This is a genomic window from Citricoccus sp. NR2 (assembly GCF_027594385.1).
Classification (GTDB): Bacteria; Actinomycetota; Actinomycetes; order Actinomycetales; family Micrococcaceae; genus CmP2.
On record NZ_CP115154.1, the window covers coordinates 1,183,396 to 1,200,992 of the forward strand.

General features: G+C 66.4%; 14 protein-coding genes. 7 read left to right on the forward strand and 7 right to left on the reverse strand.

The window, feature by feature from the left end; all coding sequences use genetic code 11:
• Positions 1–61: 61 nt before the first annotated feature.
• Both O1A05_RS05500 and O1A05_RS05505 read right to left on the reverse strand, forming a co-directional pair.
• Positions 62–640: a hypothetical protein gene (locus O1A05_RS05500; protein WP_270107045.1), complete on the reverse strand. Its 579-nt coding sequence runs from the start codon at positions 638–640 to the stop codon at positions 62–64.
• Positions 624–2,567, reverse strand: coding sequence for a primary-amine oxidase (locus O1A05_RS05505; protein WP_270107046.1), 1,944 nt, complete (start codon positions 2,565–2,567; stop codon positions 624–626). Before O1A05_RS05505 ends, O1A05_RS05500 begins: the two co-directional genes overlap by 17 nt.
• A gap of 90 nt (positions 2,568–2,657) precedes the next feature.
• Between O1A05_RS05505 and O1A05_RS05510 the strand changes: the two genes are divergently transcribed.
• The 5 genes from O1A05_RS05510 (at position 2,658) to ligM (ending at position 9,134) form a co-directional block, all read left to right on the forward strand.
• Entirely contained in the window at positions 2,658–3,260 is a 603-nt protein-coding gene (locus tag O1A05_RS05510) for a TetR/AcrR family transcriptional regulator (protein WP_270107047.1), read from the forward strand.
• Between the two features lie 123 nt (positions 3,261–3,383).
• The gene (locus O1A05_RS05515) at positions 3,384–4,322 is read left to right on the forward strand and encodes a helix-turn-helix domain-containing protein (RefSeq protein WP_270107048.1); all 939 of its coding nucleotides are present in this window, start codon (positions 3,384–3,386) and stop codon (positions 4,320–4,322) included.
• A 106-nt stretch (positions 4,323–4,428) separates the two neighbouring features.
• Entirely contained in the window at positions 4,429–5,910 is a 1,482-nt protein-coding gene (locus tag O1A05_RS05520) for an APC family permease (protein WP_270107049.1), read from the forward strand.
• A gap of 70 nt (positions 5,911–5,980) precedes the next feature.
• Positions 5,981–7,384, forward strand: a complete 1,404-nt coding sequence (locus O1A05_RS05525) for an aldehyde dehydrogenase family protein (protein ID WP_442867680.1) — start codon at positions 5,981–5,983, stop codon at positions 7,382–7,384.
• Between the two features lie 337 nt (positions 7,385–7,721).
• Complete coding sequence (ligM, locus tag O1A05_RS05530) at positions 7,722–9,134, forward strand: vanillate/3-O-methylgallate O-demethylase (RefSeq protein ID WP_270107051.1); 1,413 nt, start codon at positions 7,722–7,724, stop codon at positions 9,132–9,134.
• 422 nt (positions 9,135–9,556) lie between these two features.
• On the opposite strand, the gene O1A05_RS05535 is transcribed toward ligM, so the two are convergent.
• The 5 genes from O1A05_RS05535 to O1A05_RS05555 all read right to left on the reverse strand — a co-directional run bounded on the left by O1A05_RS05535 (position 9,557) and on the right by O1A05_RS05555 (position 15,436).
• Positions 9,557–10,408, reverse strand: coding sequence for a methylenetetrahydrofolate reductase (locus O1A05_RS05535; RefSeq protein WP_270107052.1), 852 nt, complete (start codon positions 10,406–10,408; stop codon positions 9,557–9,559).
• Positions 10,409–10,879: 471 nt separating this feature from the next.
• Positions 10,880–12,382: an MFS transporter gene (locus O1A05_RS05540; protein WP_270107053.1), complete on the reverse strand. Its 1,503-nt coding sequence runs from the start codon at positions 12,380–12,382 to the stop codon at positions 10,880–10,882.
• Between the two features lie 244 nt (positions 12,383–12,626).
• On the reverse strand, positions 12,627–13,337 hold the full coding sequence (locus O1A05_RS05545) for a trimeric intracellular cation channel family protein (RefSeq protein ID WP_270107054.1): 711 nt from the start codon (positions 13,335–13,337) through the stop codon (positions 12,627–12,629).
• 23 nt (positions 13,338–13,360) lie between these two features.
• Positions 13,361–14,806 (reverse strand): adenylosuccinate lyase, encoded by a 1,446-nt coding sequence (purB, locus tag O1A05_RS05550; RefSeq protein ID WP_270107055.1) that lies wholly within the window; start codon positions 14,804–14,806, stop codon positions 13,361–13,363.
• Between the two features lie 9 nt (positions 14,807–14,815).
• Complete coding sequence (locus O1A05_RS05555) at positions 14,816–15,436, reverse strand: flavin reductase family protein (RefSeq protein WP_270107056.1); 621 nt, start codon at positions 15,434–15,436, stop codon at positions 14,816–14,818.
• 144 nt (positions 15,437–15,580) lie between these two features.
• Between O1A05_RS05555 and O1A05_RS05560 the strand changes: the two genes are divergently transcribed.
• Together O1A05_RS05560 and O1A05_RS05565 are read left to right on the forward strand one after the other, a co-directional pair.
• On the forward strand, positions 15,581–16,042 hold the full coding sequence (locus O1A05_RS05560) for a hypothetical protein (RefSeq protein WP_270107057.1): 462 nt from the start codon (positions 15,581–15,583) through the stop codon (positions 16,040–16,042).
• Positions 16,036–17,568: a hypothetical protein gene (locus tag O1A05_RS05565; protein WP_270107058.1), complete on the forward strand. Its 1,533-nt coding sequence runs from the start codon at positions 16,036–16,038 to the stop codon at positions 17,566–17,568. The genes O1A05_RS05560 and O1A05_RS05565 overlap by 7 nt, the downstream gene beginning before the upstream one ends.
• Positions 17,569–17,597: the final 29 nt, after the last annotated feature.

Genomic DNA, 17,597 nt, shown 5'->3' on the forward strand with positions numbered 1-17,597 from the left:
GGTCCGCAGCACAGTGGTCTCCTGGCGGTGCGCGGGGTCTGCTTCGCGATCGACTCCTGAATCACCGACGGGGATGACGGGTGCTGTGGGTCGGCGGTGTAGAGGACCCCGTTGGTTTTGCAGAATCATCGAGTTTCAGACAGATCCGGGGGTGTTTCGGGTGGCTTGTGTCTGGAAAGCGATGAATCTGCCGAAGAGCGAATCCGGCGGTGAGGGCGACGGCGAGTTCGACGGCGATGAGTGCCAGCATCGCGGAGGCGTGACCGGTCGACGGCGCCAGGGACAATGCGCTCGGGGAGCCACCGGCGTGGTGGGTGTGCCCGCTGGTTCCGCCGATCCCACCGATGATGCCGACCCCTGGCACCCCGGCCACGAGCACCGCGTGGGTGATGACCATGGCCAGCGACATCAGGCACAGCCGGCGCAGGCAGTGCGGCGACGGGCGGACCCAGACCTCCACGGTGCAGACGGCGCACCACAGGGCCATCGCCGCCATCACCACCGTGAGCCCAGTCTCGTGCGCGTGCGCGAGGAGCATCCACACGTGGCCCGCGGTACTCACCGCGCCCGCAAGGACGACACCTGCGAGGAGCGCCGTGGGCATCGGCGGCGTCATCGCCCGCTCAGTGGCAGCTGCCACCGGTCTCGCCCGCAACACCCGCGCCGTCGGCCCCACCGGCAGTGCAGTGTCCCGACGCCGGGGCCGGCACATCGAGCACCGGTGAGCGGTCGAAGAACCCTTCCGGGCGGAGCTTGAAGCCCACTCGGTCCACCGGCATGATCGGCCAGTCCTCCACCCGTGGGAAGTGGGTGAGGCCGAAGCTGTGCCAGACCACCAGGTCGGTGCCGTCCAGGGGCCGGTCCTGCGCGATCCACGCCGGAATTCCCGCCCCGCCGGCGTGCTGGTTCGGGTGATCGCCCGTCGGGTACTTTTCGTCCTCGTGGTACTGGGTCACCCACAGCGACTTCGAGGCGAACGTGGCGCGCCGGTGGATGGAGGAATCCTCGGCGGCGAGCAGGGTAGGCAGGCCCTCCGGGTGCAGCTTGTAGCCCACCGGGTGTCCCAGCCGATTCCGGTGCTCGGTCGAGGTCACCACCCAGGCACGGCCGCGCTCCTGCGCCGAATCCCGGGCCGCCTGCTGCTCGGTCGCCAGCACGGTGCGCCGGCGAGAGAACGCGTTGCCGCGCGGATTCGTCTCGGAGAATGGCAGCCGCACCGCCTCTTCCTCTTCCACCCGGCAGGCGCCGTCGTCGAGCGCAAAATCCAGCCGGGCCGAGAACAGGTGCTGATGGAATGGCGCGCCCAACCCCGGAGCCAACTCGGACGCGAAATCGGTGGGCCCCTCGGGCAGCGCAGAGGTGAACACGACGCCGGTGGCCTTCGCCTCGAGCTCAATTGTCCCGTCGAGGTAGAGGTACCAGTAGAAGCCGTAGTCGTAGTTGCCCACGGTGGTGAAGAAGCTGATCACCAGGCGCCGATTCCGGCGGGTGTAGGCCACCCCGGACCATAGATCCGAGTGCTTGGCGAGAATAGAGGCGTCCTCCTCGTGCATGCAGATCCCGTTGGTGATCTGACGAGGGGCGCCGCGGTTATCGGCAATCCAGGGGGAGAGATAGGTGATGTCACCCAGGCAGTCGCAACCCAGCTCGAGCGAGTTCGCCCACTGGCCCACCAGGTACTCCCCGGTGTCGAAGTAGTTCTGCCAGGACCGCACCGGTGAGGGATCCCCGTAGGGCACCACCATCTCGGCGATGGCGGCCCGGTCGAGGATGGTACGGGTGCGCTCGCCGTCAGTGAAGGCGATGTTGCGCAGGACCAGCCCCTCGCGCATGTCGAACCCGACGTCGAGGGACCACTTCTCCCACTCCACGTGGTTGCCGTCGGTCACTGTGAAGGAGGGGCCCTCCGGCTGGGTGACCTCAATCGGTTTCTGCGTGGTGCGCAGCGGGCCGGTGAGCTCCGGGTCGGTGTAGTTACCGTGTTCTTGCGGCACCGGCACGTCGGCGAGGTCGAGAATCTGGTCGACCACCCGGTTCGTCACATCCACGTAGGCCACCAGCCCGTCGATGGGGTGCGCCCAGGCGGAGTCGGCGTCGTGAAACTGCTGGAACGCCAGCCCGCGCAGAATTCGGCGCCCCTTCTCCTCCGGGTACTCGAATACCCCGGCCGACAGCGGGGCGACGCGCACCTGCTCCACCGGCAGCCCGCGCCGGGCGAGAATCTCCAGCCACTGCTCGTTTTCGGCCAGCACGGCCTCGACCACCTCGAACTCCTCCTCCAGCACGGGGAACTCGCCGTCCACCGCGGTATCGAGCACGACGGCGCTCAGCACGCGCGCGTGCGTCACGGAGACGACGACGTCGGTGGAGACGCCCTCGTTCAGCACGCTCACCCGGAACCGGCGGTCCACCTGGTATTCAGGGTCGCGCCCGGCGCCGCGGGGCGGGTCGATGAGGCCGAGGTAAGCCATGCGGGCGGTGTCGGGGAACAGATCGGCGTCCCGCAGAATCTCGCGCACCCGGTCGATTTCCTCGGGGGTCTGCAGGGTGAAGGCGGTGGTGGTCATGGGGAAACCCTCTCGTTCGTGATCTGAATCACGCTTAAATCTACGCACGTAGAGAAATAAGTCAAGGGCGCGGGGTGAGAAGATAGGCGAATGCCGAAGATCGTGGATCATGAGCACCGCCGCACCGAATTGGTGCAGGCCGCGCTGCGCATCGTCGTCCGTTCGGGCCTCAGCGGCGCCACGATGCGTGACATCGCCCACGAGGCCGGATTCGCCAACGGCGCCATCAAGCCCTACTTTCAGACCAAGGCGGACCTGTTGCTGGCTACCTATGAGCACATCTACCGGGCCACTAATGCGCGGATGCGCGCCCGTACGCGGGGGAAGCGCGGCTTGGCGGCACTGGAGGGCTTCGCCGAGGAAGTGCTGCCCGTGAATCCGGCGCTGCAGGAGGAGGCGATGGTCTTTCTGGCGTTTCTCGGAGAGGCGGCGCAGAACCCCGAGCACCTGCGGGTGTCCCGGAACTCCATGGAGGAATGGCGGACCTGGATTCGGGACTGGCTCGCGGAGGCGATCGAGGATGGCGAGGTTGCGGCCGGTCTCGACGTGGACATTCACGCCGACCTGCTGCTCACCCTGGCGATCGGCGCCCAGCCGATGAGCATTCTGGATCGACAGCGCTTCACCTCCGAGAACCTGCGGCGGATGGTGCGCCGACACCTGGACCGGCTGCGCGGCGAGCAGGACGCTTGAACGGCGGTCCCGCTGGCGATGCGCCTCGCGCGATAGCGTGCACCCTGAAGCGTCGTGACTTTAGGCGAGCCCGGGGCTACAGTAAGGTCAGTGAGATCGGTCACACGGGCGCCGGAGGTGGGGATGTATCAGCGCAGCGAGACCGCGGATTTCGATCAGTGGCGGCACACCGTCTCCCAGTCGTTCGTTCCGCTCGAGGCTGAGCGGGTCGCCCCCGGGGCCTTCACCGGGCGCATCGACGTCCAGGACTGCGGGGCCGTCGTGATGACCGGTGTCCAGGCCCGCTCCCACGCCGTCGTGCGCACTGAAGCCCTTGCCGCCTCGGCACCGGAACGCTTCTTCAAGGTCAGCCTGCAGCTGGAGGGGCACGGACTGCTGATCCAGGACGGTCGCGAGGTGGTGCTGGAACCCGGGACCCTGTCGATCTACGACACCTCCCGGCCCTACACGCTGAGCTTCGACGAGCGGTTCTCCAGCTGCGTGTTGATGTTCCCGCATGAGCAGATCAGCCTGGATCCGCGGCTGGTCGGGCAGTTGACCGCCACCCGGCTGGGTGCCGAGCATCAGCTGGCTGACGTCGTGGGTCGGCTCATCGCCCGCACCGAACAGGTGTTGCCTGAGCTGAACGATGGCGTGGGCCGCCGACTGGCCGGCAACGTGGTGGACCTGCTCACCACCGTGATGGCGGATGAGCTGGCGGGGCGCGAGGGGCAAGAACTCACCGAACAGCAGCGACTGCGCGCCACCGTGACCGACTACATCGAGGCCCGGCTGGCCGACCCGCAGCTCACCCCGGCATCCATCGCGGCGGCCCACTTCATGTCGGTGCGCTCCCTGCACGGGGTGTTCGAGGGCTCCGGGGAGACCGTCTCCGGGCTGATCCGCCGCCGTCGCGTGGAGGGCAGCCGCCGCGATCTCGCCGACCCGCTGCAGCATGACGTGCCGGTGGCCCAGATCGGGGCGCGCTGGGGACTGGCCGATCCGGCCCATTTCTCCCGGCTGTTCCGCGCCGTCGTCGGGCTCTCCCCGGCGCAGTACCGGCAGCAGGTGCGCTGGGCGTGAGACTCTGCGCGGGACGGCAACCCGGCCTGCGCGCAGATGCAAGACACCGCCGCCCGCTCCGGGGGATCCTGGCTGACAAGCTCACGCACAATGTCAGGTGGATCACATGAACGCGCACACCCAGCCCGCCCAGCCCGTCGCCGACGACCGGCAGAGCCTCGACGCGCGCCGCATCGGCACCCCGGCCCTGGTGTTTATGATCATCGCCGCCTCCGCCCCGCTCACCGTGGCCGCGGGCGGGGTGCCCTCGAATTTCGCCGTCACCGGGCTCGTCGGCATCCCGCTGTCCTTCATCGTGCTCGGCATCGTCCTGGTGCTGTTCTCCATCGGCTACGCCGCCATGAGCCGGCACGTGCACAACGCGGGCGCCTTCTTCGCCTACATCGCCAAGGGCCTGGGCAAGCCGGCCGGCGTGGGGGCCTCGCTGACCGCCCTGGTGGCGTACAACTCGATGCAGATCGGCATCGCCGGGATGTTCGGCTTCGTGCTCTCCTCCTTCCTGGGCGGGCAGTTCGGCCTCGAGATCTCCTGGTGGCTGTGCGCGCTGGCCGGCTGGGTGATCGTCGGACTGCTGGGCGTGAACCGCATCGACCTGAACGCGAAGGTCCTCGGCGTCATCGTGCTGGCCGAGTTCCTCATCGTGGTGATTTACGACGTCGTCGGACTCAGCCACGCCCCCGAGGGGTTCTCCGCGGACGGAATGGTGCCCACCCAGCTGTTCGCCGGCGGCGTCGGCGCGGCGCTGGCCTTCTCCATCGCCGCGTTCATGGGGTTCGAATCCGGGGCGATCTACAACGAGGAGGTCAAGGACCCGCGGCGCACCGCCGGCCGAGCCACCATTATCGCGGTCAGCCTCATCGCCGTGTTCTACGCGTTCTCCGCCTGGGCAATGGTGATGGCGGAGGGCCCCAACGGCGTGGTCCCGCGCTCGCAGGAGTTCGGCCCCGACCTGATGTTCGTCTTCCTCGCCGAGCGCTCGCCAGGCTGGTTCGTGGAGCTGGCCAACGTGCTCTTCCTGACCTCCCTGCTGGCCGCGCTGCTCGCCTTCCACAACATCGTCGCCCGCTACATCTTCGCCCTGGGTCGCGAGCAGGTGCTCCCGCAGGCACTGGCCCGCACCTCGCGCCGCACCGGAGCCCCGGTGGCCGGATCGCTCACCCAGTCCGCCCTGGCCCTGGTGATCATCCTGGTGTTCGCCGTCGTTGGCGCAGGCTCCGAGGATCCGCTGTTCCCCGTGGTCACCCTCTTCACCTGGCTGACCAATATGGGCGCATTCGGGCTGGTGCTGCTCATGGCGCTCACCGCGCTCGCCGTCGTCGGGTTCCTGCGCGCCCACGCCGCCGAATACTCGCTGTGGACCCGCGTGATCGCCCCCGGAGTCGCGGCCCTAGGCCTGATCGCCCTGTTCATCACCATCGTGGTGAACTTCAACGTGCTCATCGGCACCGAAGAGCCGACCACCCTGTCCTGGCTGCTACCCGCGCTCGTGTTGGTGCCCGGCATCCTCGGCACCGCCTGGGCCTGGCGGCTGCGCGCCCGACGCCCCCAGATCTACGCCGGCATCGGCTCCGGAGGCGCACTGGGCTGAACCCATAGGCCCTACACACCCTGCAGACCTGTACGAAACCATCCCGATCGAAAGGAAGATCATGACCGACCTGACCACCTTTGAAGGACTCCTGGACGCCATCAACGACGACGGCGGCCGCGAGGTGCTCAACCCGGCCACCGGGCAACTCGTGGGCAAAACCCCCGTGCACACCGAAGCCGACCTGGATCGCGCCGTGGCCACGGCCCGTCAGGCCCAGCGCGACTGGGCGGCCCGCAGTCACGCCGAGCGCAGCGAGGCGCTGAACCGTGCGGCCGACGCGATCGAGGCCTCCGCCGAAGCGCTGGCCGGACTGCTCTCCCGCGAACAGGGCAAACCCCTGAACGGTCCGAACGCCCGCTTCGAGGTGGGCGCCTGCTCCGCCTGGACCCGCGCCAACGCCGCGTTCCCGCTGGAGCCGGAAGTGCTGGTTGACGACGAATCCGGCCACGCGGAGCTGACCTACGAGCCCATCGGCGTCGTCGGCGGTATCGGGCCCTGGAACTGGCCGATGATGATCTCCATCTGGCAGATCGCCCCCGCCTTGCGCATGGGCAATACCATCGTGCTGAAGCCCTCCGAATACACCCCGCTGTCGGTGCTCGGCCTCGTTGCCGTCATGAACCAGGTACTGCCCGCCGGCGTGCTGCAGGTGGTGGCCGGTGAGGGTGAGCTCGGCCGCGCGCTGACCACCCACGACGGGATCGACAAGATCACCTTCACCGGCTCGGTCGAAACCGGCAAGGCGATCATGCGCACCGTGGCCGACGATCTGAAGCGCATCACCCTCGAGCTGGGTGGCAACGACGCGGGCATCGTGCTGGAGGATTTCGACGTCGCCGCCCATGCCGAGGACCTGTTCTGGGGCGCGTTCATCAACACCGGCCAGACCTGTGCCGCTCTCAAGCGGCTCTACGTGCCCGACTCGAAGTACGACGAGGTCTGCCAGGCCCTCACCGACCTGGCGCAGAAGATGCCGATGGGCGAGGGGCTGGACGAGAACAACGTGCTGGGGCCGCTGCAGAACCAGGCGCAGTACGACATCGTCGCCCGACTGGTCGACGCCGCCCGCGACTCAGGTGCCACCATCCTTACCGGTGGCAACCCGGACGCCTCCGGTGCCGGTTACTTCTACCCGACCACTCTGGTGTCTGACATCGACAACGCGAACCCGCTGGTGGCCGAGGAGCAGTTCGGACCTGCCCTGCCGATCATCCGCTACTCGGACCTGGATCAGGCGATCGAGTGGGCCAACGGCCTCGATGTCGGGCTCGGCTCCTCGGTGTGGTCGGATGATCTCGACGCCGCCAAGCAGGTCGCCGCCCGACTCCAGGCCGGCACCACCTGGATCAACAAGCACGGCGCCATCGACCCGCGCGTGCCGTTCGGCGGCGTGAAAGAATCCGGGTTCGGTCTCGAGTTCGGCGTCGAAGGGCTTAAGCACATGGGTCTGCCGAAGGTCACCTCGTGGTGACTGCGGTGATCGCGCACGCGCCCGCGCGCGCCGGAGATACGGAGATTCCATACGAAACACCGTCGACACATGGCGAGCACGACGGTGAAACATTCGCTGAGTAGCGTGTGGTGATGAGGGGCGGAGCGCACGAGCCGCACCTCCGATCACATTGATCACAGCAGACGGCGTCCGCCACCGGGTTGTCCTGGCGGGCGCCGTTGTGTGTCTGCGAGCGATTCTTTTCATGTGATCTACCTCTCGACATAACTATGGACTTAGTTATATGCTCGGTCGTGAACAACGTGGCGCGCATCACGAGGACGCGTGTCACCCACCCTCACGAAAGGAACCGCAGATGGCACAGTCACTGCAGGACGTTCTGGACTCCTCCGGCAACGTCGTCGAGCGTCTCCGTAACTCGAAGATCGGCGCCTATATCTACCCCGTGGTCGCCCCGGAATTCAGCAACTGGCGTTCGGAGCAGCGCGCCTGGCGTGAGACCGCCGTGCTCTTCGACCAGTCCCACCACATGGACAACCTGATCCTGCGCGGTGCTGATGCGATCAACCTCATCTCGGACACCGCCATCAACTCGGTGGCCAACTTCTCCGTGAACAAAGCGAAGCAGTACGTGCCGACCACCCCGGCCGGTCACGTCATCGGCGACGGCATCATCTTCCGCCAGGAAGAAGACGAGATTGTCTACGTGGGCCGCGCCCCCTCGACCAACTGGCTGTTGTTCAACGCCGAGCGCAACGGCTACAAGAATCTCGAGATCATCGAGGACCGCCGCTCGCCGTCGCGCCCCATGGGCAAGCCGGTCAAGCGTGAGTACTACCGCTTCCAGATCCAGGGACCGCGTGCCTGGGAGATCATCGAGAAACTGCACGGCGGCGAGCTCGAGCAGCTGAAGTTCTTCAACATGTCCTGGATGAACATCGACGGCACTCAGGTCCGCACCCTGCGCCACGGCATGTCCGGCGCGCCGGGTCTGGAGATCTGGGGTCCCTACGCCGACTACGATCGCATCCGCGACGCCATCCTCGCCGCCGGCGAAGAATTCGGCATGCTGGCTGTCGGCTCCCGCGCCTACCCCTCCAATACCCTGGAGTCCGGCTGGATTCCCTCGCCCCTGCCCGCCATCTACACCGGTGACGGGATCATGGCCGAGTACCGTGCCTGGCTCGGCGCTGACTCCTACGAGGCCAACAACGCGGTGGCCGGGTCTTTTGTCTCCGACAACATCGAGGACTACTACCTCACCCCGTGGGAGCTGGGCTACGGCTCGTTCGTGAAGTTCGACCACGACTTCATCGGCCGCGAGGCCCTGGAGAAGATCGACCCGGCCACCCAACGCAAGAAGGTCACCTTGGCCTGGGACAACGCTGACATCCAGCGCATCCAGTCCTCGCTGTACACCGACGGTGAGGAGCTGCCCTTCAAGTACTTCGACCTGCCGCTGGCCAACTATGGTTCGTCGAACTACGACAAGGTCATCGACGCCGACGGCAACGTGGTCGGCTTCTCCATGTTCACCGGTTACTCCGCGAACGAGAAGCGCGCCCTGTCCCTGGCCATCATTAACCATGACGTGCCCGAGGGTGCACAGCTCAAGGTCGTCTGGGGCGAGGAGGACGGCGGCACCGCCAAGACCACCGTCGAGCCGCACCAGCAGACCGAAGTCACCGTGACCGTCTCCCCGGTACCGTACTCCGCGGTGGCCCGTGAGCAGTACCAGACCGGCTGGCGCACCAACTACGAGAGCTGATCTAACTCACTAGCGACGGCGGCGCCTCACCTATCCGGTGGGGCGCCGTTGTGGTTAACGCGCAACGGTAGGTTCTCTGGTTGTGAGGATGACATATAAAAGGTGTCGTGCGGCTTGTTGAAAGTGTGTGGAGAAATCTCACCGGTGGGCCCGTGAGTCTGTTCACCTTCGGATGGATCAGTCCGACATTCTTGGCGCTTCTCCTGTATGCGGGTCTCATCTCATGAGGTGCATTCTTTGATGTCTTGGGTTCCACACGGATCCTCGTGAGTGGCGGAAGGCCACTTCCCGGCGCTGGGGTGAGTAGAAACGCAAGAACCCCCGGTCATGCCGGGGGTTCGCGGTCTGCAGGACCCCACGAGCATCCCCCTCAGGATGCATGGGCCCTGCGTGACAGACTCTGACAGTCGAAATGTTGCGCGTCAGTGCTTCGCCTGGAAGTCCTTAATCCAGTCGGCGGTGGTCTTCATGCCACCGAAGGTGTAGAAGTGCAGCTTCACGTCGCCGTGGGCCGGGGTGAGGCCGGCGTCGAGTTGGTTGATCATCTTGTCCGGGCCGGCGGTGCCCAGCAGGTTGGTGATCGAGAAGCCGTACTTTTTGGCGATGCCAGCCGAGGTGGAGACGCCGAAGCGCTTCGCGTAGCTCAGCAGGCGCTTGATGCCGGCCGGGCCGGGGACACCGATACGGATCGGCAGGTCGATGCCGCGGGAACGGACCTCCTCGATCCAGGTGAACACCGGGTCGACGTCGAAGCCAAACTGGGTGAGGATCGTGCCGTTGAGCCCCTGCTCCTTGAGGCTGGCGTCCTTCTGCTCCAGCGCCTCCCAGAGCTGGGCGTCGGTGATATCGGGATGGCCCTCGGGGTAGCCGGCGATGGAGATCTGCGTGAATCCATACTGCTTCGGCAACCCCGAGGAAATCAGGTCGGCGGAGGACGCGTACGGGCCCATGGGCTCGGACGGGTCACCGCCGACGGCAAACATATGCTCGCCGCCCACACGGTCGCGCAGAGCGCCCAGAAATTCCTCCAGCTCGGCCTGTGAACTCAGGCGCCGGGCGGAGACGTGGGGGACCGGGATGAAACCGGCGTCGCGCACCGCGGTGGCGGCGGTGACGCGCATCTCCAGGTCTTCGTTGCCCAGGAAGGTCACGTTGATGCGGGTGCCGGGGCGGATGGAAGCACGCGCCTCGGCGAGGGCGTCGACGTCCTTCCCGGTCATCTCCAGGGAGGGATCGGTCATCACGGAATCGGACATGCCGGACGTTTCGGTCATGGGAGCCTCATTTCTTATGTGCGTACGACGTGGTCTGCGTCACTCTCTTCGAGCCTACAATAACTATCTCTTTAGGTATAGGGGTTCGGTATGGTTCGTCGTCGGGCAATTTACCGGCCTTTTACAGGGGCACAGTGCGACGGAAACACGGGCTTGCCAGGATGGACGCGTGCCTGGAGCACCGGGCGCGACGTGAATAACTCTGATCCCTCATCCGAGGAAAGGTGAACTCCATGATTTCTGGACTTCTTAACGACGTGTTGGCACTGGCTGGCGGAATTACCGGCGATCTCGGCGCATTCGTGGTCGATCTCGTCTCTTCGCTGGGCCTCTAGGCTGCACGTTCCCGTCAAGAACGCACCAGAGCAGGTCTGCACTTGTTGCGGCAGACAGCACCGGGGCGCCATATCTGAAAAGACATGGCGCCCCGGTGCTGAGGTCGCTGGCTCGGAATGATCCGAGTCGGCGAGATTACTTCTTGGAGCCGTGGTGCAGGCCGGCGGCGATTTCCTCGTCAGAGACGGGGTTGCCGAGTTCCTTCAGCGGCGTCTTGAAGGTCTCACGGGCCGTGATGGCGCCGATGAAGGCCAGGGCCGAGCAGATCACCACGAGCCAAGCAGCCGGATGCCAGTTGGCGATAATGGTGATCGTCTCCATCTCACCGAACTCGTTGACGACTTCTTCCGTGCGTTCGCCGGCCAGAGCCGAGGCGATCATCGGGGTGAAGCCGGAGAGCATGATGCCGACCTGCAGGCTGACCGCCATGCCCGAATAGCGCACCTTGCGGTTGTACAGCTCGGAGAACCAGGACGGGTAGACGCCGTTGGACATCACGTAGGTGCCGGCCAGCAGGGCGATGGTAGCGACGAAGATCCCGGGGACATTGCCGGTCTCCAGGACCGAGAAGTAGATCCAGATCATGATCGCCGAACCCACGATGCCAATGATGAAGGTCGGCTTGCGGCCGATCTTGTCCGACAGGAAGGCGGCGGCGGGTGTGGTGAAGATGGCGATGACGTTGGCGACCACAGTGACCCAGAGCATGGTGGTGGCTGAGACACCTTGAGAGACGCCGTAAGCCAGGCCGAACGCCTGGACCAGGGTGTTGGTCACGGCCTGCAAGCCCATGACCGAGACCTGGAAGAACTGGGCCGGGTGGGTTTTGATCATGACCAGGAAGGGAGCCTGTTCCTTCTTGCCGGCCTTTTCCTGCTCTTCGCGCTCGGCCTGAACTTCCTGGAAGTCCTCGGGCTCTTCGAGGTGGGTGCGGACCCACAGGGCGGCGGCGAGCACCAGGATGGAGAGCAGGAACGGAATGCGCCAGCCCCAGGAGTGCAGCGCCTCGTCGTCGAGAGCGGAGACGGGGATGAAGGCCAGTGAGGCCAGGGTGATGCCCGCGGCGATGCCGGACATGGACAGCGAGGGGAAGAATCCGCGCAGTCCGACCGGGGATTCCTCGGTGGTCAGGGTGGACGCGCCGGCGATTTCCGCGCCGGCGGACATGCCCTGAGCCAGTCGCATGAGCACCAGGATGATCGGGGCCCAGATGCCGATGGTCTCGTAGCTGGGGATCAGGCCGATGATGAAGGTGGCGGCACCCATCAAGACGAGGGTGATGACCAGGACGTTCTTACGGCCCACGCGGTCGCCGAGGTGGCCGAAGAAGATGGCGCCGAAGGGGCGGGCGACGTAGGCGACGCCGAGGGTGGCGAAGGAGGCCACCAATGCGACGGGACCTTCGGCCTCCGGGAAGAAGACCTGCCCGAAGACCAGCGACGCGGCGGTGGCGTAGATGAAGAAGTCGTAGTACTCGAGCGCGGCGCCGAGGAAGGCGGAGAAGCCAGCCTTCTTGGCGCGGCGCATGCGCTCAGCCTGCTCGGCTTCGCTGATGTTGTCCGTGGCCATCAGGTTGGCCTCGGTGGTGCTCGGCTGCCCGTTGAGACCGGTTGCAGTCGACGAGGTGTTCTCGTTCATGATCTGTCGTGACTTTCCGTGCGGCTGCATGCGCAGCGGTCCGCAATCCTCATGCATCGGCGGTGGCGCTGCAGTATGCAAGCGTTTGCAATTGCTTGCAGAGGACGGTGTGATTGCCCTCACTGGAGAAGTACTTTAGCCGACGTGACCTGGGTGACGTCAATTCGTCTCGCGGTGAAAATCTCGAGATTCCGCGGGAATCCGCCGTGATTTGCGCCTCGATCAGACTGTGAGTTTGCCCACGTCAGCTGCGACGCTGGTCACCTTCGGGGTCGATGATCGGAACCGGCTGGGTGAGCGGTTCGGTGCGGCGCTGCCCGAGCGCGGCACCGGGAACGCGCCAGCGAAACTTCAGCGCCAGCAGGCGGGTGGTGAAGACCAGGACCACGATGGTGAGTCCGGACCAGGTGCTATACCAGCCCAGGGAATCGAGTGCGGCCACGAGCGCGGCACCGAACAGGGCGGGGACGGCATAGACGCCGCGGGGGTCGAAAAGGTCGGGAACCTGGTTGGCGACGACGTCGCGCAGTAGACCCCCGACGACACCGGTCGTGGTGCCCAGCAGTGCGGCGGAGACGGGGTGGGCGCCGGCATCCAAAGCAATCTGGGTGCCGGTGACGCAGAAGAGCGCCAGTCCGGCGGCGTCGAAGACCAGCAGGGTGCGGCGCAGCCGGTCAGGTTGTACCGCACGCAGGTAGACCGCGAGCACGGCCATGACCACCGGGACGAGGTAGATCGGCTGGGCGAAGGCGTTCGGGACGCCGTCGTTGAGAATCACATCCCGCACCACGCCACCGCCGAGCCCGGCCAGGGACGCCAGCAGCAGGGAGCCCACCACATCGAAACGCCGGCGCGCGGCGAGCAGGGCCCCGGAGACGGCGAAGAACAGCACGCCGATCAGGTCAGCGAGCTGCAGGGCGCTGGGCAGATACGATGCGATCAGTTCGACGTCCACCGGTTGAGGGTCCGCTCAGCGCGTCAGCCGTCGGCGTGCTCGTGTGCGAGCCGTGCTGCCAGGCCGGTGTAGGTGTCCGGGGTGAGTGCGAGCAGACGCTGTTCGGCAGCTTCGGACAGTCCCAGGGAGCCGACGAATTCGCGCATTCGCTCGGCGTCGACGCGGTGGCCGCGGGTGAGTTCCTTGAGCCGCTCGTAGGGGTTGTCCATGCCGGGCACGCCGTTGAGAGCCTCGGCGCGCATGACCGTCTGGATGGCCTCGCCGAGCACCTCCCAGTTGGTGTTGAGGTCTTCGGCGAGCACGCCGGCGGCCACCTGGAGCTGGCCCATACCCTTGGTCACGTTGGACAGTGCGAGCGCGGAGTGCCCCAGAGCCACGCCGATATTGCGCTGCGAGGTGGAGTCGGTGAGGTCACGCTGCCAGCGGGATTCCACTAGGGTGGCGCCCAGCGAGTTCAGCAGCGCGGTAGAGAGCTCCAGGTTCGCCTCCGCGTTTTCGAAGCGGATCGGGTTCACCTTGTGCGGCATGGTGGAAGATCCGGTGGCGCCGGCCACGGGGATCTGCGCGAAGTAGCCGATGGAGATGTAAGACCAGACGTCTACGCAGTAGCCGTGCAGGATGGTGTTGAACCGGGCGATGTCGGCGTAGAGCTCGGCCTGCCAGTCGTGGGATTCGATCTGGGTGGTCAGCGGGTTGAAGGTCAACCCCAGGTGCTCGACGAAGGTGCGGGCGACCTCGGGCCAGTCGGCTTCGGGGGCGGCCACGGTGTGGGCGGCGTAGGTGCCGGTGGCGCCGTTGATCTTGCCCAGGTACTGCTGGGATTCCACGCGGGCGAGCTGGCGGTTCAGCCGGTGCACGAACACGGCGAGTTCCTTGCCCAGGGTGGAGGGTGTGGCGGGCTGGCCGTGGGTGCGCGAGAGCATGGGGGTGTCAGCCGCGGCGCGGGCTGCGGCGGCGATGGCCCCCACGGCCTTGCGGGCGGCGGGCAGCCAGACCTGCTGAACGGCGTCGCGAATGCCGACGGCGTAGGAGAGGTTGTTGATGTCTTCGGAGGTGCAGGCGAAGTGCACCAGCGGCTTCAGCGCGCCCAGGCCCAGTGCTTCGAGACGGTTGCCGATGAAGTACTCGACCGCCTTGACGTCGTGCACGGTGACTGCTTCGATCTCGGCGAGTTCTGTGACTTCTGCCGGACCGAAATCGGTGACGATGGCGCGCAGTCCGGCGCGCTGCTCGTCGGTGAGCGGGGACAGCCCGGGGAGCACCTGGTGGTTGGCGAGGTGGATGAACCACTCGATTTCGACGTGGATGCGGTTGCGGTTCAGCGCGGCCTCGGAAAGGTGGTCGCTGAGATCGGCGACGGCGGCGCGGTAGCGGCCATCCAGCGGACCTAGCGGGATGTTCGCGTCGGCGAGGCGGACACGACCGGTGGAAGCAACAGAAGCATCAGAGACAGATTCAGGCATAGCCATATTGTCCCATCATGGGCGGTCCTGCGTGAACACATCCCCCAGGCGGGCCCATTCATTGCGGCCCAGGCGCGTCACCGGGTCTAACAGAGCGGGATCCGGCAGCGCTCGGCCGCGGTCGTCAGCGCGCAGGGCGGTCTCGTCGATGCGCACGTGCAGCACCTGCCCGAAGAACACGGTGGCATCACCCACGTCTTCGGCGCGGTGCAGCTGGCATTCCAGTATGGCCGGGGACTCAGCGACGCCCGGCGCGCTGACGGTGTGCGAGGGCAGCGGGGTGAGTTCGGCGTCGTCGAATTCTGACGATTCCGGGCCTAACCGGGCTGAAGTGCGGTTCGCCTGAGTGCGCAAGGGCCACGACACCAGCGACACCGTGAATTCCCCGGTGGACAACACATTGGTGGCGGTGTCTTTGAGGGCGCCGGCTAGGCGGGTGGCGGAGAACAGGATGATCGGCGGGTCCGCGGAGACCATGGTGAAGTACGAATGCGGGGCCAGGTTGGTCACCCCGTCGCTGGACACGGTGCCCACCCAGGCGATGGGGCGCGGAATCACCACAGATTTCAGCAGCAATCCCGCCTCACGGGGGTCCATCTCGGAGAGTCGGTGGTCGCGGTGTTCAGGCAGGGTCATGGTTCTCAGTGTGCGCGACTCCTCCACCGCGGCGCCAGTGAGGCATGTTGTCCACACTCTCGGCGACCATGAGACCGGGCGATGGTGGTGGTGACGAAGGCTGGGAGGCGAGCAGCGCAATGGGCGGACGTGGAGGAGGAGATCATGATCGGAGCGTCATTCGGAGAGGTGGAGCAGCAGGTGGCGCAGGTCCCGTTGCAGGCGTGGGCGATGGCGGGCCGGGCCATGTGTGAGCCGTTGGCGCCGTGGGTGGCACTGCCGAGCACTCAGGCAGAGCGAAGCTTGATCCAGTTGGAGGCCGGGCTGGCCGAGCTGGGGGTGCTGGCCGATCGGCTGCGCGCGGTGCAGACCGACATCGAGCAGATGTGCCAGCGGATCCTGGCCGTCTCACAGTTGGACTGGCGTTCGCCGGCGGGGCAGGCTTTCGCCGAAAAGGCGCTGCGGGTGCGGGGACGGGCTGACGAATTGGCGCAGCAGGCGGAAGAATCGGCCGCACTGGCCCGGGTGGGGCTCGAGGAAATCCAGCAGCGGATGACCCGGATGCGTCAGTTGATCACGGCGGCGAAGGCAGCGGTGGCATCGGTGGCGACGATGGGGCAGTGCTGATGACCACGGTGCTGGGCGGGCACACCAGTCTGCACGCGAATTTTGAGGAATTGCAGCGCGGGGCGGTGCTGCTGGATGCCTGCGTTTCCGACGCCGAGGCGATGGGAGCGCGGGTGGCCGGCTGGGGTGCTGTCTCATCCCTGATTACCTGGTCGGCACCCTCGGGCAGCTTGCTCTTGGCGCGCGTGGCGAGCGTGTCGACCGGGTTGGTGACGTTGGGAACGCAGTTGGCGGGGCTGCATCGGGGCGTGGTGGCCTCGATTGAGGCGTACCGGACGGTGGAGTCCGCCGTGACCAAGAGCATCGACGCGCTGATGTTGCCAGCCTCGGCGGGGCAGCTCGCGCTGGATCTGGCGCGGGGCGCCCCGCTGCGTACGGCGGATCTGGAGCGAGTGCTCTCCCACGGCCCCCGTGCCCTGGCCGGAGTGCTCAACGGAGTGTTCCCGGGGGGCAGCAATCTGCTCGGGGTGGCCACGGTCACCGCGGTGGGGATGGGCCGGATCGATGCCTGGGCACAAAGTTCCGGGCCGCTGGAGTCGACCGACCCGCGGACCCGGAATGAGCGCATGTGGCAGACCCTTTCCGGGGCGGTGTCTGCGGCAGGCGTATTGCAGCTGGGCGGATATCAGGTGCAGCGGTCGGCGGCGCCGTCGCATGAGTCGGTGTCGGACGGGTCGATGACGTGGCTGACCCAGAACCTGCGCCGCACCTTCGAGGACACCGCGGGTTCCTCGGCGTTGGGCGTGACCCGCATTGATGCGTCCGACGGGCAACCGACCTGGGTGGTGGCGATCCCGGGCACCCAGTTCGGCTCGGTCAACACCACCGACTCCGTGGAAATATGCACCCCAGAAGAGACGGGGCTCGGCGCGTTACTGTCGTCGGTGGAGCACGAGGATAACGCCTGGGGTGCCTCCGGGGTGCGGGAGGCGATGGCGCTGCGCTCGCAGCACGTGGTGACCGCCGTGGACGAGGCGCTCGTGGCGGCCGGCGCACAGCCGGGGGAGCGCATCGTGACGGTGGGGTACAGCCAGGGCGGATCCCATGCGGTGAATGTGGCGACGGATCCGCGCATCGCCGAGGTCTACGACGTCGACACAGTGGTCACCTACGGTGGGCTTTCGGCCAATGTGGAGTTGCCCGACGATGTGGTGGCCCTGCACTTGGAGCATGAGGAAGACGTCGCCATCGCACTGGACGGGGCGCCCAACCCGGTGGGGATGCAGCGCACCACGGTGATGTTTTCCGGCTATACCCCCGAGATGGAAGCCTCCGGTGACTCACCCCAAGAGGCCGGATTCTTCGGCGCCGCCCACGGATTCGACACCTACACCCACCATGTGGAGACCTCGCTGCAGGATCCGGGCGTCGTCGAGCAGATTCATCCGACCCTGGATCATCTGATGGCGGTGACGGCGGGCCCTGCGGTGGCGACGGCGTTTACCTTGCGCCGTGAGAAACCCGATCCGCCGCGGAACCCGTTGTCTGGTTCCAGCTCTTCTCTACCTCCCACGCGCGCGCACTGAGATGTCCTGGAGCAGCGGGCCCGTCGGGA

What these genes read in the sequence shown, in the direction of transcription:
- O1A05_RS05540 (WP_270107053.1), bottom strand. Translation starts at nt 12,382, where the DNA reads ATGAACGAGAACACCTCGTCGACTGCAACCGGTCTCAACGGGCAGCCG.
- O1A05_RS05515 (WP_270107048.1), top strand. Translation starts at nt 3,384, where the DNA reads ATGTATCAGCGCAGCGAGACCGCGGATTTCGATCAGTGGCGGCACACC.
- purB (WP_270107055.1), bottom strand. Translation starts at nt 14,806, where the DNA reads ATGGCTATGCCTGAATCTGTCTCTGATGCTTCTGTTGCTTCCACCGGT.
- O1A05_RS05520 (WP_270107049.1), top strand. Translation starts at nt 4,429, where the DNA reads ATGAACGCGCACACCCAGCCCGCCCAGCCCGTCGCCGACGACCGGCAG.
- O1A05_RS05560 (WP_270107057.1), top strand. Translation starts at nt 15,581, where the DNA reads ATGATCGGAGCGTCATTCGGAGAGGTGGAGCAGCAGGTGGCGCAGGTC.
- O1A05_RS05535 (WP_270107052.1), bottom strand. Translation starts at nt 10,408, where the DNA reads ATGACCGAAACGTCCGGCATGTCCGATTCCGTGATGACCGATCCCTCC.
- O1A05_RS05510 (WP_270107047.1), top strand. Translation starts at nt 2,658, where the DNA reads ATGCCGAAGATCGTGGATCATGAGCACCGCCGCACCGAATTGGTGCAG.
- O1A05_RS05555 (WP_270107056.1), bottom strand. Translation starts at nt 15,436, where the DNA reads ATGACCCTGCCTGAACACCGCGACCACCGACTCTCCGAGATGGACCCC.
- O1A05_RS05505 (WP_270107046.1), bottom strand. Translation starts at nt 2,567, where the DNA reads ATGACCACCACCGCCTTCACCCTGCAGACCCCCGAGGAAATCGACCGG.
- ligM (WP_270107051.1), top strand. Translation starts at nt 7,722, where the DNA reads ATGGCACAGTCACTGCAGGACGTTCTGGACTCCTCCGGCAACGTCGTC.